The sequence below is a fragment of the Photobacterium chitinilyticum genome (assembly GCF_004104355.1).
Classification (GTDB): Bacteria; Pseudomonadota; Gammaproteobacteria; order Enterobacterales; family Vibrionaceae; genus Photobacterium; species Photobacterium chitinilyticum.
The window spans coordinates 960,133-973,652 of record NZ_RJLM01000001.1; the positions used below are offsets into that span (position 1 = coordinate 960,133).

The window sequence follows — 13,520 nt, forward strand, 5'->3', positions numbered from 1 at the left end:
GTATGGGAAGTATCCACGGGAAATTATCACAGGTACGTAAACCAAGGGTGCATATTACCTATGATGTTGAAACTGAAGGGTCGAGTGTTAAAAAAGAGCTTGCCTTCGTTATCGGTGTAATGGGTGATTTCGCCGGACAAAATGTTGACAGTTTAAAGCCACTTAAAAATCGTCGGTTTATTCAGATTGATAGGGATAATTTTGATGATGTTATAAATCGAATGAATCCGAAACTGAAATTTAAAGTTGATAATAAATTAGTTGATGATAATACCCAGCTGGATGTGTCTCTTAAGTTTTCATCAATGGCGGATTTTGAACCTGCCGCTATTGTTAATCAAGTAGAACCATTACGAAAGTTGATGGAGACACGCAATAAGCTTCGGGATCTTATGACAAAAGTTGATCGCTCCGAAGATCTGGAGAATCTGCTAGAGACGGTTTTAAACAATACCAATGATTTACAGAAGTTATCGGATGAATTAAATCAAGGTACAAAGGAGAAAAAATAATGAATATGCAAACTTCTGAGACCCTTGATGCAGCAACCGAAGAAAATACTGGTTCACTATTGGAGCAGGCTATTTTTGCTACTAAGCAAACTGAAAGCTCACGTGCCGAAGAGTTGTTACGTACATTAACCGAAGAGGCTCTAAAAGGAACGGTGAGTTGGAATAAGAACCTTACGGTGACTTTTAGAGAAGCTATAGCGGCTTTGGATAAGGCTATTTCAATTCAACTTGCGGAAATCATGCACTATGAACAATTCCAGAAATTAGAAGGTAGTTGGCGCGGAGTTAATCACCTTGTGATGAATACAGATACCGGTCAAACTTTGAAGATCCGAATGCTCAATATGACTAAAAAAGATCTGCATAAGGATCTGAGTAAAGCGGTCGAGTTTGATCAAAGCCAAGTATTTAAAAAAGTCTATGAAGCCGAGTTTGGTACACCGGGCGGAGAGCCGTATGGTGCACTCATCGGTGACTATGAGTTTACCAACCATCCGGAAGATATCGAAACCCTTAGCTTGATGTCGAATGTGGCAGCCGCAGGTTTCTCGCCGTTTTTATCAGCCGCCTCTCCGGCGTTATTTGGCTTTGATGATTGGGCCGAGTTAAGTAAGCCTCGTGATTTGGAGAAGGTCTTTGAATCGATAGAGTACACTAAGTGGCGTTCATTTAGAGAAAGTGAGGACTCTCGTTTTGTTACTCTAACTATGCCACGAGTTTTGGCTCGTATGCCTTACGGTAAAAACTCATTGCAGACCGAAGCATTCCGTTATGAGGAATTCAGTGTTGACGCTGCATCTGGACTTGCGATAAATGTCGATCATGAAGATTACTGCTGGATGAACTCCTCGTATGTACTTGGCTCAAGATTAACCGATGCATTTTCCAAATACGGTTTCTGTACTGCGATTCGTGGTGCAGAAGGTGGTGGTCGTGTAGATAACTTAGCATCACATGTTTTTGTCAGTGATGATGGTGATCCAGATTTAAAATGCCCAACTGAAATCGGAATTACTGATCGTCGAGAAGCAGAACTGGGTAAATTGGGCTTCTTGCCCTTATGCCATTATAAAAATACCAATTATGCAGTGTTCTTCGGTGCGCAAACTTGCCAAAAACCTAAAATCCATGATGAGCCAGATGCAACTGCGAATGCGGCAATTTCCTCCCGCTTGCCTTACATGATGGCCACCTCACGCTTTGCACATTATCTTAAGGTAATGGCTCGTGACAAAATAGGCAGTTTTGTGGAGGCTGATGATGTTGAAGCTTGGTTAAATCGTTGGATCATGTCGTATGTGAATTCGTCAGAGGGAGGAGGGCAGGAAATCAGAGCCAAGTACCCATTAGCGGCTGCGAAAGTTCATGTTAAAGAGATTCCTGGCCAGCCTGGGGCCTATAATGCGATTGCATGGCTTCGCCCTTGGTTGCAGATGGAAGAGCTGACATCGTCATTGCGTTTGGTTGCAAAAATTCCAGAAATTGGTTGATAGGAAAATTTCAGAAAGTTGGCGGTAGGCTAACTTTCTATTCTTTAGGATTTTGGATTGATGCAATCAACACTTCGTTTTATAGATACCGAACAGTTAGATTCAGGCATTAACACTAATGCTGCTGATTCAGCATGGTATGCCCAAACAGATCTTATTGAGCAATTTCTGAGTAATAGTGATGACTATTGGGCATTACGAATTTGGCTTGAAAAAGACAATAACGACTTTTGTCAGTCTTCATATGTCCGCGAGAGTGTTCGCCTTGTATTGTTACGTTCCATTAAAGCACTTGATGACAGAATTAATGATCAAGTCAATGCAATTATCCATCATGATGTGTTTCAAAAGTTGGAGGCAAGTTGGCGCGGGTTATGTTATTTAACTGATCAATTGGCTATATTCGATAGTGAGCAGAGTTGTAAAATCAAGATATTGAATCTTACATGGAAAGAATTGAATCGCGATATTAACCGTTCGATTGAATTTGATCAGAGTGAATTTTTTAAGTTGATTTATAATAATGAATTCAACATGCCTGGTGGTGAGCCTTTTGGTTTGTTGATTGGTGACTACAAAATATCGCATAAACCAACATCAGGCCTTCCATTTAATGGTGTTGACACGTTAAGAGGTATTTGCCAGACAGCGGCTGCATCTTTTGCCCCTTTTATTACAGCGGCAGAGCCATCATTGTTTGGTGTTGATTATTATTCTGAACTTGCAAATGTAGCAGATATTCAATCACAATTTTCGCAAGTGGATTATCAAAGTTGGCAAAGATTAAGAGAAATGGAAGATGCCCGTTTTTTAGGGCTGACGATTCCACATATTTTGATGCGCGAACCTTACAAACAAAATGGTTCACGTAAAGAAGGATTTTATTTCGAAGAGAAAATTGTTGATTCTCAGTCAGATCATCTGTGGGGGAATGGCGCTTATGGATTTGCCGCTGTGGCCTTAAAAGCATTTACAGCGTCCGGTTGGTTTAGCCAGATCCGTGGTCAAGAGCCAGGACAGTATAAAAGAGGACTGCTTTTTAATATTCCGACCTGTGGCTTTAGTTCTACAAGGCGAATTCAGCAGAGCAAACCCTCTGTTGATTTACAGGTTGGAGATCGGCTGGAAAAACAGCTTTCTGATTGCGGATTTATTCCGGTTTCGCCAGTTCCACATACTGAAAACTTGGTTTTTTTAAGTAATTCATCGGTGAATCAGCCAGAGAACCATGAATTGGAGGGAGTGCAAGTTAATGCACGAATATCATCAATGTTGCAATACGTAATGTGTGTGTCAAGGTTTGCACATTATATCAAGGTGATGGGACGAGATAGGCTGGGAGGATTTTCAACTGCAGAAAGCCTGGAAAGAGAATTTCAGCAATGGCTGTTAAATTACACAATGTCTTCTGATGGTGTCTCGGATGAAATGTCCTCTCGTTATCCATTGAATGAAGCACGCATTCAAATAAAGGAAAAATCCGGGCAACCAGGGCATTATTATTCGGTTATTCATCTTCGGCCACATTTTCAATTAGACCAAATGGTTTCAACTATTCGTTTGATAACTGAGCTTTCTCCTAAATTAAGTTAATAAGAGTGAAACATATATGAAAAATCTAAATGATTTGCTTCAACAGGCAAAGTTAGTGGAAGCTATCGAATATCTCGCGAGTCAATTGCAGGAAAGGCCAAAGGATGTGGATTTACGTAGCCGCTTTGTTGAAGTGTTGTGTATTCATGGGCAGTTAGAGAAAGCTGATAAGCAGCTAAATGTGCTCGTAAAACAGAACCCTGAGTATCTTGTTGGCGTAAACAATGTAAGGCAGTTGATCAGGGCTGCTCAAGCGCGATTAGACTTTAAAAATGGTGCTGCAACTGCCTCACTGGTAAAGGAGGCCGATGAATCGTTTGCTGCTTTGGTTAAATTGCGATTGGCGGTGAATGAGAATGATGATCGATTGTTAGTTGAAAGTGCGAGGCAATTAGAAGAAGCCCGCAATGATGTTGCAATAGTTATCAATGAGATAGAACGCGAAAGGCTGCGTGACTTAGACGATACATTAGCTGGTTACCTCGAAGTCTTTGGAACTAATGGTCAATATTATTTAGTACCGTTTGACGCATTGATTAGCTTGGAGCTTAAGCCTGTCACCTCTTTGATTGAGCAAATTTGGCGCAAGGTCGAAATTGATATCGAAGGTGGATTGAGCGGTGAAGCTTTTGTTCCGATGACTTATATAGCCAGTAATACTGATGCACAAAAACTGGGCAAAGAAACGGATTGGCTGACAGTGAATGATACCGATGTTTGTGTTGGTGTCGGTCAGAAAATGTTTTTGTTTGGTGATGATGCGTTGGCTCTTTCTCAGATAAATCACCTGCACACTACAGATGTAGCTCTGGTGTAAATTTGAGGAAGTAAGGAGCCATGAAATCAAGTCAACAGCTATTGCCCTCATTACTCGATCGATTGATTGATGACTCCCCGGAGCTGGGGAAGGATGTTATTCAGCCTTTTACGTGGAAAGACATGCGCCATAGCGTCCGACGTGATTTGGAAAATTTGTTGAATGCAAAAGTGAGTTGGCTTGTCTGGCCGAAATGGTGCAAAGAGTTGGACTGCTCGATATTTGCTTATGGATTGCCGGACTTTTCGGCGATGCCGCTAAGTAGTACGAATGGGCGACAAGTATTATGTCGTATTATTGAAGAAACTATCAGGAAATTTGAGCCTAGGTTTCTTGATGTGACGGTCACGGTTGTTAGTGAGGAACAGCCGCTAGACCGGATATTGCGGCTGAGAATATATGCATTATTCCATGCAACTCCGGAACCGGAAGAAGTGATTTTTGATTCGGAAGTAGAGCCGGTTTGTTTAGGCATTCGAATAAGTGAGTCGTAACTATGAGTGATGAAATATTAAAATATTATAACCGTGAATTAGCGTTCATCCGTCATATGGGGGCTGATTTCGCCAAACGTTATCCCAAAGTGGCAGGCAGACTTCGGTTAGGTGATGAGCATGTGGAAGATCCGCATGTATCTAGGCTCATAGAAAGCTTTGCTTTGTTGACAGCGCAAACCCGCCGTTGTTTGGATGATAGTTTTCCCGAACTTACCGAAGGTTTGATTGGGCAGATGTATCCTGATTATCATGCAACGATACCCTCGATGGCTATTATTAAAATGACCACGCAGAGTATCAATGATAATGGGTTTGAGCTCCCTCGGGGTAGCGCTGTTGAGAGCCGTGTTGATGGATTTAAGACTTGTCACTTTACGACGAGTTACGATACACAGTTATGGCCGGTAGAAGTGACGCACGCTACCTTTGAAAATGCCCCGTTTATAGCCCCTAGGTCTAATTTTCAACAAAGTGCGAAGTCGGTACTGAAACTGACATTAAGCTGCGAGTTTGACAATACCCAATTGAGCGAATTGGGTATTAATAATCTTCGGTTTTATCTTAATGGGCAAGCTCAGTTGAGTTATAAACTCTACCAATTGTTGTTTCAAACGACGATAGGTGTATCTATTGCACCCAGGGGGGAGTCAATTGCCAGTCATTATTTGCAATCTCGTCATATTGCAAGTGTGGGCTTTGATGATAGGGATGAAGTTGTACCTTATCAAAAACAGAGTTTTAGCGGTTATCGGTTATTGGTTGAGCATTTTTTATTTCCAGAAAAATTTTTGTTTTTTGAATTGCAAGATCTTGAACCAGAATGGTTCGGCGACGAGCATGAGATCGATTTATATATCTATTTTGAAGAGACCGATGACTTTTTACCGAAACAATTAACTGCCGAAAATATACTGTTAGGCTGTACTCCAATCATTAATCTATTTGAGCAAGAGCTTGAACCGATTTCTTTGCAATTAACACAAAGCGAACATCAATTGATCCCACGTTATGACGAGGCGGATATTTGCGAAGTAATCCAAATCAGGGAAGTGAAGGCCTTTGACCAACACGATAATCGTGTAGATGTATCACCTTTCTACGGTGGCGGACAGTCAAATTATCTGACAGAAAATGAAATGTTCTGGACTCTGCGCCGCGAGCAATCGAATTGGGCGGGGGGGCATGATGAACCGGGGTGTGATAGTTATTTGACGATAGTTGATCCTGATGCAAAGTGTATTGAGGTTGATGAGTATGAGCATTGGCTTGTGACGGTTAATGCCCTTTGTAGCAACCGGAACTTACCCGTTCGTTTGCCTTATGGCGGAGGTCAGCCTGCCATGAGTGTTGTTCTTCGAACTGACTCTTTGAAAGAAGTTCGCTGCTTAACCGCTCCAACAAACCCTATTCGTCCAAAACTGTTAGAAAGTACACGCTGGCAGTTTGCCAAGCATTTAACACTGAATCAATTTTCCAGCGACAATGGTTTACAAACGTTAAAAGAAACACTCAAGCTCTATGACTTTGAGCAGACACCGCAAAGTAAAGTACTTATTGATGCTATTACCACAATGACGATTACCCCAGTTAATGCCAGAGTAGTTCAAAACGGACGAGTGGGGTTTTGTCATGGCTCTGATATTGAGCTCGAATTTAGTAACAACGAGCTGTCGGGAACCGATGTATTTTTCTTCGGTTGCGTCTTGTCTCACTTTTTCGCTCAATTTACGACGATCAATAGCTTTACTCGATTAAACATTCGAATTCGTGGTCAATCAGATTGGTTACACCGTTGGCCGGCTTGTGCTGGAGGAAAAGTATTACTTTGAATATTAAACGGTTAGTCAAAGCAATTAATAAAAGTGATTTTTATCGCGCCGTATATACGTTGCAGCGTTTTTTGGCCGGTTGCTCTATGGAGAGTGAATTAGGGTCTGATACTTTGCCAAAAAACGAACGGATTCGTTTTAAAGTGCCACAAAACTTGGGGTTCCCGGGATCTGCTATAGAGTCAATCAATGATGTAACAGGTGATGATGGCATAAAACGACTAGAAGTATATGTTAATTTTATGGGGCTAACTGGCCCAAGTGGTGCCTTGCCCCGTCATTACACCGAATTGGTTATGCAACGAACTCGATTGAAAGATGTTGCTATTCGCGAGTTTTTCGATTTGTTTAATCACCGGTTAATTACTTTGAATTATAGAGCGTGGGAGAAATATCAATTTCCCATCCAGCATGAATACTATCTGACAGGAAAAAACACATCTATTGATGATGTACTTAAAGCCCTTACAGGGGCAAGTCAGAACTTGGATGTGTTTCTGGGTGGATTACTTGCTATGCCAATCCGAAATACTCAAAGTCTACGTCAGATACTTGAGTTGTTAAGTGGATGTGATGTGGAGATCCGAGAATTTGTCGGCCGTTGGATGGTACTTGACGAATCTGACCAGACCCAACTTGGTTCTCGAGTGCAACCTGAAGGGCAGCATGCGCAACTGGGCATGAGTACCATTGTCGGACAGAAAGTCTGGGATATATCTTCTGCCATTGAGGTTGATCTACAAGTCAATAATCGTGATATGGCCAGGGCTGTGATGAGTCAGGGGCGATTGATGCAAATTTTAAAGCAAGTCGTTGCACATTATGTTCCTTCTTGTATCCAGGTTAGGTGGCGTTTAACAACGACATATCGAAATCTTCCTATCGCGAGTCTTGCCGATAACAGTCCGGGGTTAGGTCTGGGGGGCGCACTGATGATCAGTCGCCATTTAATGGATAAAAAGCTCAGCATTCCGGTGGGTTGAGCTCAGTATATTAATTCAATAAAGGAACGTTGCATGTCAACAATGACGTTGAAATCGTTAGTCGATAAATTATCGCCTAGTTGTAAAACGATGTTGGAAGCGGGGGCTGCATTATGTAATAGCCGTAGTCATTTCAGTGTTGAAATCCAGCATTGGTTATCGGCTGTGATCGATGAGCCGAGGGGAGACTTATGCGTGATTGCGCATCACTTCGATATAAGTTTGCCGGATTTTCAAAATGAGTTACAGCAAGGGCTAGAAAGGCTGAAAACGGGAAACAGCAATACACCGGGGTTATCTCCCCATATCGTGACATTATTGCGCGCTTCCTGGATGGCTGCGACTATCGATTTCGGTGACGATCAAATACGTACTGCCCATTTAATTTATGCGTTGCTCAAGGATGAAAGTCTGGTCTCTCTAGTGACCCACGATGCCAGCCAGCTGGAAAAAATTGATCCTGCACAGTTACTTTTTGTTTGGCCTTCTATCGTTCAGAATTCAGATGAAACTAAGGCATTACCACTTAACGCTGAAACGGGAACAGGGCTGGAGAGTCGATCTGCACAAGTGTTAGCACAATACACTGTTGACCTGACCGAGCAGGCACGGGCTGGTGAAATCGATCCGATACTAGGCAGAGATAGTGAGATTCGCCAAATGATCGATATCTTGACCCGCAGGCGACAGAATAACCCTATTTTGACCGGAGAGGCTGGTGTCGGTAAAACGGCGGTTGTAGAAGGCTTGGCACAGCGTATTGCTCAAGGAGATATACCTGATTCTCTGAAGGCGGTTTCGATTCGAGTGTTGGATTTGGCCCTGCTTCAAGCTGGTGCAGGTATGAAGGGGGAGTTTGAAAACCGCCTGAAAAGTATCATTAAAGAGGTGAAGGTATCCCCAATGCCGATCATCTTATTTATTGACGAGGCTCATACCCTAATCGGTAGCGGCGGGCAGGCCGGACAGAATGATGCTGCAAATTTATTGAAACCCGCGTTAGCACGGGGGGAGTTGCGTACGATTGCTGCGACGACATGGGCTGAATATAAAAAATACTTTGAGAAAGATGCTGCACTTACCCGTCGATTCCAAGTGGTCAAAGTGGAAGAGCCTGATGAAGCGACCGCCGTGGTGATGTTGCGAGGCTTGTTGCCGGTGATGGAAGCACATCATAATGTCACTATCACTGACAAGGCTCTACAGGCAGCGGTGAAATTATCGAGTCGTTACATTAATGGACGTCAGCTTCCGGATAAAGCCATTGCTTTACTGGATACCGCTTGTGCTCGGGTTGCGATGAGCCAGGTGAGTACACCGGGAAAAATGGAAGATTTAATCCGTTACCATCAACAGCTCAATGATGAAATAGCAGTATTGGAAAGGGAAGATATTACCGGTGCTGACCATAACGACAAATTAAAAAAGCTGACGGAAACATTGCGCCAAACGGATCTCGATCTTAATCAGGTTGAAAACCGGTGGCGTGATGAAGTTGGCTTGGTGGTGCAAGCAAAGGAGCTGTCGCATAAGTTGATTTCCGGTGTCGATGACATTGCTGATGAAGATAAACAGCAACTGCAAGAGATAAAGTACTCACTGAGTGAAAACAGCGAGCCGATGGTTTTTCTTCAGGTTGATGAAGTGTTAGTTGCTGAGGTTGTTTCTGACTGGACGGGTATACCTTTAGGTCGAATGCAGAGCGACGAAATCGAGACGATTTTGAGCTTAGGTGAGAGAATGAAAGAGCGTGTTATCGGGCAAGATCACGCGCTTGACCAGATTGCAAATGTCGTTCAGACCGCTCGTGCGCATCTTGGTGACGAACGTAAACCTGATGGGGTATTTTTACTGACAGGCCCAAGTGGTGTTGGTAAAACTGAATCGGCCCTTGCTCTCGCTGAACAGGTTTATGGTAGTGAAGATAATGTCACTGTTATCAATATGTCTGAATTCAAAGAAGAGCATAAGGTTTCACTATTACTTGGGTCGCCTCCTGGTTATGTCGGATTTGGGGACGGGGGAATTCTCACTGAAGCAGTGAGGCGGAAGCCGTACAGTGTCGTATTGCTTGATGAGATGGAAAAAGCTCACCCGGGTGTTCAGGATATTTTCTATCAAGTATTTGATAAGGGAACGCTGAAAGATGGTGAAGGTCGGGATGTCGACTTTAAAAATACGATCATTATCATGACATCAAATGTTGGCACCGAGACGACATTGGATCTTCATGAAGACGAAGATACAGCCCCTTCAATTGATGGGCTAAAGCAAGCGTTACAAAGTGACATGCTGAAAGAATTCAAACCGGCCTTTTTGGGGCGGATTAATGTTATCCCTTATATACCGTTAAGTTCTGATGTTTTAGAGCGAATCATTCATTTACAATTGCGCCGTATCGCTAGGCGTGTCGAATCTCATTATGATGCTTCCTTTAATTATACTGTTCAAGTTGTAAATTATTTGAATTGTCATTGCTGCGATATTAATTCAGGGGCAAGGGCGATTCAAAGTAATCTGCAAAATATATTGTTACCTCTCCTCTCAAGTGAAATTTTAGAACTAATTGCCACAAAGAAAGAGATTAAAAGTATTTATGTCGATGTGGTTGATAATAATTATGAATTTGTTTTTAATGAAATTGTTTGTTCTGATAAATTAAATGCGACGTAATTCATAGTTCGATTTATCGTGATTAATATCAATTGGTTTTATATGTGATAATTTGACCTGTTATTTTTATATACTTACCAATTCAAATGAGATTTATATGTCATGGTGATATTTAAATGAGACTTGGTGATTTGAAAGATATCAATAAAACTTGACGGCTTAATAAACTGTTCCTTTTTAGAGGAACTAATACTGCTTTAGGAGATTAGCATGCAATCAAATACTTATTTGGATTATAATGGGATTCAAGGGGAGGCAACTGCTGCGAAGTTTGCAGGTAAGATCACTCTCTTGTCTGTTGATTGGAGTATAGGCCGTGAAATTACCTCATATACAGGTACTTCACATGACCGTGAAGCTAGCGCTGCGCGTCTTTATGATATGACAATTACTAAACTTCAGGATAAGTCATCTACATTATTGTTTAAAGAAGCAACCATCGGACAAGGTGTACCTGCAATTTTCTATATAACCAAGCAAGGTAAACCAGGTGTTGAAGAAATCATGAAAATCACACTTACAGATGCCATGATTTCAAATTTTAGTGTGTCTATTCAGGATGATCGTCCTGTTGAAACATTGACCATTTCATATACAGCAATGGAGATGCTTGTGACGCCTTCAGATGATAAAAATGTACTTGATCAGACACAATTTGTTTATAAGTACAATGGCCAAACTGGTGTGGGTGCTTAAGCCCTTTAAAGTGCTGCGGGATAGTGGTGCTATCCCGTTTTTAAATATTAAAAATTGGCTTGATAACAATGGAAAAAGCAACACAAGATAAAAACATCCTCCGTATTGACACCCCATTAGGGAAAGATGTTTTACACATTACAAAAGCAGAAATCCAGGAAGGGATTTCTACGCTTTTTTCTACTCAAGCTTATGTTTATACAAATGGTCAATTAATCGATGCCAAGAATATTATTGGCAAGTCTGTAACTATTACTTTATTGTATAACCTTTCTGGTAGCGTGTCGGAACGGTTTTTTAATGGCTATGTTACGGCAATACGCTCTACGGGTAGTCGAATGCCGTCGGTAGCGGAAGGTGACAAATACCAAGATTATATTTTAGATATCAGTCCAAGTTTTTCTTTTCTTTCTCAGCGCAGCAATTGTCGGATATTCCAACAGCTCAACGTTGAAGATATTGTAAAAACAATACTTTCAGAACATGGTGTGAAAATTCAGAGTGAGCTACAAAAAACTTACCCGGTATATGATTATAAAGTTCAGTACCATGAATCAGACTTGGCATTTGTAAACCGCTTGCTTGAACAAGAAGGGATATTCTATTTTTTTAAGCATGACAAGACTAACCACTATCTTGTTTTGGCGGATGATATAACCGCTTATAGGGAGTGTGCAGAAAATCAGGTCGCTTATACAACCGGTAGTTTATCGGAGGCGCATATTCATGCATGGTCTGGTGGGCTTGAGGTGACACCGGGCAGCAGTGTTAAACTGGGGTATGACTTCATTACACCAACAGATAAACTGTCTGGTGAGCATGCTGATGCGGGTTTAGTGACGCAACAATCTGCATTAGAGGTTTTTGAGTATCAAGCTGGATCTGAATTTAATAGTCGCGCTCAAGACATTGCTAATGCGTCTCTTGAGTCTCTTCAGAGAGATACAGAGCTTTGCTCGGGTGCAAGTAATTGCCGTAGTTTTAGTGCTGGTCAGTTCTTTACTTTTAAATCCCATGAAGACAGTCGGCTTGAAGGCAAGAGTTTTCTGATTACCCAAACGAATATGGAAGTGGCGATCACTAACCAGACGGGATCGAGCAAAAGTGCGTATCAAACCATCCTAAATCAGTTTTCTTGTGTTCCAAAGGAAACGCTATATCGACCTGTACAACTAACGCCAAAACCACGTATTTATGGTGCGCAAACGGCTTGTGTCACTGGTGATGACGGAGACGAAATCTATATAGATAGATATGGCCGTGTAAAGGTGTTATTTCACTGGGATCGTGAAGGGGTATCAGATAGTACCAGCTCGTGTTGGATACGAGTTGCTCAAAACTGGGCCGGCAATCGGTGGGGGGCTTTTTTCTTCCCGCGTGTCGGTCAGGAAGTGTTAGTTGAGTTTCTGGATGGAGACCCGGATCAGCCGATTATCAGCGGGGCATTGTATAACGGCGATCAAATGCCGCCTTATGACTTGCCAGGCCAAAAAACACAAAGTGGCGTAAAAACGCGTTCAACTAAAGAAGCAACTGAGGATAACTTTAACGAAATCCGTTTTGATGACGATAAAGGCAATGAACTGCTCTCTATCCATGCTGAAAAAGATCATCATTTGATGGTTGAAAATGATTATCAACAGCTGATTGAAAATGACTGTCGGCAGACGGTTAATAACGACAAACAGTTATTAGTCGAAAATGATTATCGGCAGACAATTAAGAATAACTATCAATTTGTGGTTGAGAATAACAGCCAACAAACCATCAAAAATGACCACCAAATCACTGTAGAGAATAACTGCAATCAAACCGTTACCAATGATTATACCTTGAAGGTCGACAATAATCTTCAAGCCAAAATTGCTAAGGAACTAGTGATTAACGCTGGTAAGGAGATCGTCCTCAAAGCTGGTGGAGCCTCAATTACTTTGTCCAGTGATGGTTCGGTAAATATTAAGGGATCAAGTATTAAGGTGAATGGAAGCACCATTGCACTGAAAGCTGGATCGATTGCTCTGAATTAGATTCAGTGGCGTTAAAGCATAGTGTTGTTGCCGTTTGAAAAGTGCAAATTGGGTTCGAATTGTAGGGAGTGCCGGGCTAATTTCAGAATTATCTTGCGGCAAGAAAAAAGATGGGAAAACCAGCAGCAACGATTAGTTGTTTTCATATGTGTCCTAAAACAACAGCAAAAGTTCCTCATATCGGCGGACCGGTGGCAGCCGGTTCAGGTAATGTTCTAATAGGTGGCCTTCCCGCAGCACGAAAAGGTGACATGTTGGTGTGCATTGGTCCGCCAGACAGTATTAAAGCAGGGTCTTCGTCGGTATCAATCAACGGTAAACCTGCGGCGCGGATGGGCGATTCAACCAACCATGACGGGAAAATAGTTGCTGGTAACCCTACCGTGACCATTGGGTGAATGTA

Annotated in this window: 11 protein-coding genes; all 11 read left to right on the top strand. The window is 42.1% G+C overall.

The features are described 5' to 3' along the window. Positions 1-2: 2 nt before the first annotated feature. The 11 genes from tssB to EDI28_RS04160 all read left to right on the top strand — a co-directional run bounded on the left by tssB (position 3) and on the right by EDI28_RS04160 (position 13,515). Positions 3-512 (top strand): type VI secretion system contractile sheath small subunit, encoded by a 510-nt coding sequence (gene tssB, locus EDI28_RS04110; protein ID WP_128782540.1) that lies wholly within the window; start codon positions 3-5, stop codon positions 510-512. Continuing rightward, positions 512-2,002 (top strand): type VI secretion system contractile sheath large subunit, encoded by a 1,491-nt coding sequence (gene tssC, locus EDI28_RS04115; RefSeq protein WP_128782541.1) that lies wholly within the window; start codon positions 512-514, stop codon positions 2,000-2,002. The genes tssB and tssC (EDI28_RS04115) overlap by 1 nt, the downstream gene beginning before the upstream one ends. Before the next feature lie 60 nt (positions 2,003-2,062). Beyond that, positions 2,063-3,595, top strand: coding sequence for a type VI secretion system contractile sheath large subunit (tssC, locus tag EDI28_RS04120; RefSeq protein WP_128782542.1), 1,533 nt, complete (start codon positions 2,063-2,065; stop codon positions 3,593-3,595). Positions 3,596-3,611: 16 nt separating this feature from the next. Continuing rightward, a complete protein-coding gene (locus EDI28_RS04125; protein ID WP_128782543.1) occupies positions 3,612-4,412 on the top strand; it encodes a type VI secretion system accessory protein TagJ in 801 nt (266 codons plus the stop codon). A gap of 20 nt (positions 4,413-4,432) precedes the next feature. After that, positions 4,433-4,906 carry a type VI secretion system baseplate subunit TssE gene (tssE, locus tag EDI28_RS04130; protein ID WP_128782544.1) on the top strand — a complete coding sequence of 158 codons (474 nt, stop codon included), beginning with the start codon at positions 4,433-4,435 and terminating at the stop codon, positions 4,904-4,906. Between the two features lie 2 nt (positions 4,907-4,908). After that, on the top strand, positions 4,909-6,738 hold the full coding sequence (gene tssF / locus EDI28_RS04135; RefSeq protein WP_128782545.1) for a type VI secretion system baseplate subunit TssF: 1,830 nt from the start codon (positions 4,909-4,911) through the stop codon (positions 6,736-6,738). Continuing rightward, complete coding sequence (gene tssG / locus EDI28_RS04140; RefSeq protein WP_164918468.1) at positions 6,735-7,721, top strand: type VI secretion system baseplate subunit TssG; 987 nt, start codon at positions 6,735-6,737, stop codon at positions 7,719-7,721. Before tssF ends, tssG begins: the two co-directional genes overlap by 4 nt. A 33-nt stretch (positions 7,722-7,754) precedes the next feature. Next, on the top strand, positions 7,755-10,394 hold the full coding sequence (gene tssH, locus EDI28_RS04145; protein WP_128782547.1) for a type VI secretion system ATPase TssH: 2,640 nt from the start codon (positions 7,755-7,757) through the stop codon (positions 10,392-10,394). A 210-nt stretch (positions 10,395-10,604) separates the two neighbouring features. Further along, on the top strand, positions 10,605-11,090 hold the full coding sequence (locus tag EDI28_RS04150; RefSeq protein WP_128782548.1) for an Hcp family type VI secretion system effector: 486 nt from the start codon (positions 10,605-10,607) through the stop codon (positions 11,088-11,090). A gap of 68 nt (positions 11,091-11,158) precedes the next feature. Continuing rightward, positions 11,159-13,117 (top strand): type VI secretion system tip protein TssI/VgrG, encoded by a 1,959-nt coding sequence (gene tssI, locus EDI28_RS04155; protein WP_128782549.1) that lies wholly within the window; start codon positions 11,159-11,161, stop codon positions 13,115-13,117. 110 nt (positions 13,118-13,227) lie between these two features. Next, complete coding sequence (locus EDI28_RS04160) at positions 13,228-13,515, top strand: PAAR domain-containing protein (protein ID WP_128782550.1); 288 nt, start codon at positions 13,228-13,230, stop codon at positions 13,513-13,515. Positions 13,516-13,520: the final 5 nt, after the last annotated feature.

Coding starts and splice junctions, on each gene's coding strand:
- tssB (WP_128782540.1), top strand. CDS start 3: ATGGGAAGTATCCACGGGAAATTATCACAGGTACGTAAACCAAGGGTG.
- tssC (WP_128782541.1), top strand. CDS start 512: ATGAATATGCAAACTTCTGAGACCCTTGATGCAGCAACCGAAGAAAAT.
- tssC (WP_128782542.1), top strand. CDS start 2,063: ATGCAATCAACACTTCGTTTTATAGATACCGAACAGTTAGATTCAGGC.
- EDI28_RS04125 (WP_128782543.1), top strand. CDS start 3,612: ATGAAAAATCTAAATGATTTGCTTCAACAGGCAAAGTTAGTGGAAGCT.
- tssE (WP_128782544.1), top strand. CDS start 4,433: ATGAAATCAAGTCAACAGCTATTGCCCTCATTACTCGATCGATTGATT.
- tssF (WP_128782545.1), top strand. CDS start 4,909: ATGAGTGATGAAATATTAAAATATTATAACCGTGAATTAGCGTTCATC.
- tssH (WP_128782547.1), top strand. CDS start 7,755: ATGTCAACAATGACGTTGAAATCGTTAGTCGATAAATTATCGCCTAGT.
- EDI28_RS04150 (WP_128782548.1), top strand. CDS start 10,605: ATGCAATCAAATACTTATTTGGATTATAATGGGATTCAAGGGGAGGCA.
- tssI (WP_128782549.1), top strand. CDS start 11,159: ATGGAAAAAGCAACACAAGATAAAAACATCCTCCGTATTGACACCCCA.
- EDI28_RS04160 (WP_128782550.1), top strand. CDS start 13,228: ATGGGAAAACCAGCAGCAACGATTAGTTGTTTTCATATGTGTCCTAAA.